This is a genomic window from Geminicoccus flavidas, from assembly GCF_009806515.1.
Taxonomy (GTDB): domain Bacteria; phylum Pseudomonadota; class Alphaproteobacteria; order Geminicoccales; family Geminicoccaceae; genus Geminicoccus; species Geminicoccus flavidus.
Genome location: NZ_WUJP01000530.1, coordinates 1 through 971, shown reverse-complemented (window position 1 = coordinate 971; position 971 = coordinate 1). Strand labels below are relative to the sequence as shown.

Below are 971 nucleotides of genomic sequence, written 5' to 3'. Positions count from 1 at the left end.
GGTGGTGCTGGTCGGGAGCACCGCGCGCAGCGTCGGCGACATCGTCACCAGCCCACTCCTGGACCGGGCCACGGAAACGGCGCTGCCCGGCCGCTCCCTGTTCGGCGTGGAAGCCCATGCCCAGTTCACCGCCCAGCTTCTGCTGGAGGCGCGCGGGCAGGTGCCGCCGCTCCGCCCGGCTCCCCCCTGGGCTTGGCTGCTCACAACCGGGCTCGCCTGCCTGCTGGGTGCCGCTGCCGGCGGGCTGATCGCCGCCCCGGCGCTGAGCCTGCCGGCTTTGCTCCTGGGCGCTCTGGCCTGGCCGGCGGTCGCACTCTCCGGGTTCGTGCAGGGAATCTGGCTCGCCTGGGTGCCGCCCTTGCTCGGCTGGCTCGGGGCGGCGGGGCTGAGCTTCGTGCTGGTCGCCTGGCGGGAGCGGCGCCAGCGCGCCCGGCTGGCCGGCCTGTTCCGCACCTACCTGCCACCGAGCGTGGCCGACACGCTCTGGGCCGGCCGCGACCGGCTGCTCAAGGAGGGCCGGCCGGTGCCGCAGACCATGGTCGCGACCGTACTGTTCTCCGACGTGCGCGGGTTCACCAGCGTCTCCGAGCGGATGACGCCTGCCGAGCTGCTGGATTGGCTCGAAGCCTTTCATACTCTGATGGCGGACTGCATCGCCGAGGAAGGCGGGATCGTCGCCGACTTCATGGGCGACGGCATGATGGCGGCGTTCGGCGTGCCGGTGCCGCGCACCGATGCGGCCGGCGAGGCGGCGGACGCCAAGGCGGCGGTGGCAGCCGCCCTGAAGATCCGCCGCCGGTTGCCCGAACTGTCCAGCACGCTTGTAAAGAGCGGGCGGCCGGGCATCGCGATCCGGATCGGGATCCATACCGGCCCCCTGGTGGCGGGTGCGATCGGCGGCCGGGCGCGGCTGCAGTACACCATCCTGGGCGACACGGTGAACACGGCGGCGCGGCTGGAGAGCTGGGCCG

At 73.5% G+C, this 971-nt stretch carries 1 protein-coding gene; it reads left to right on the top strand.

Annotation, left to right across the window (positions count from 1 at the left end; genetic code table 11):
• Nucleotides 1–971 (top strand): adenylate/guanylate cyclase domain-containing protein (locus EQG76_RS14965; RefSeq protein ID WP_159714844.1); only part of this gene is annotated, 971 nt, incomplete at both ends.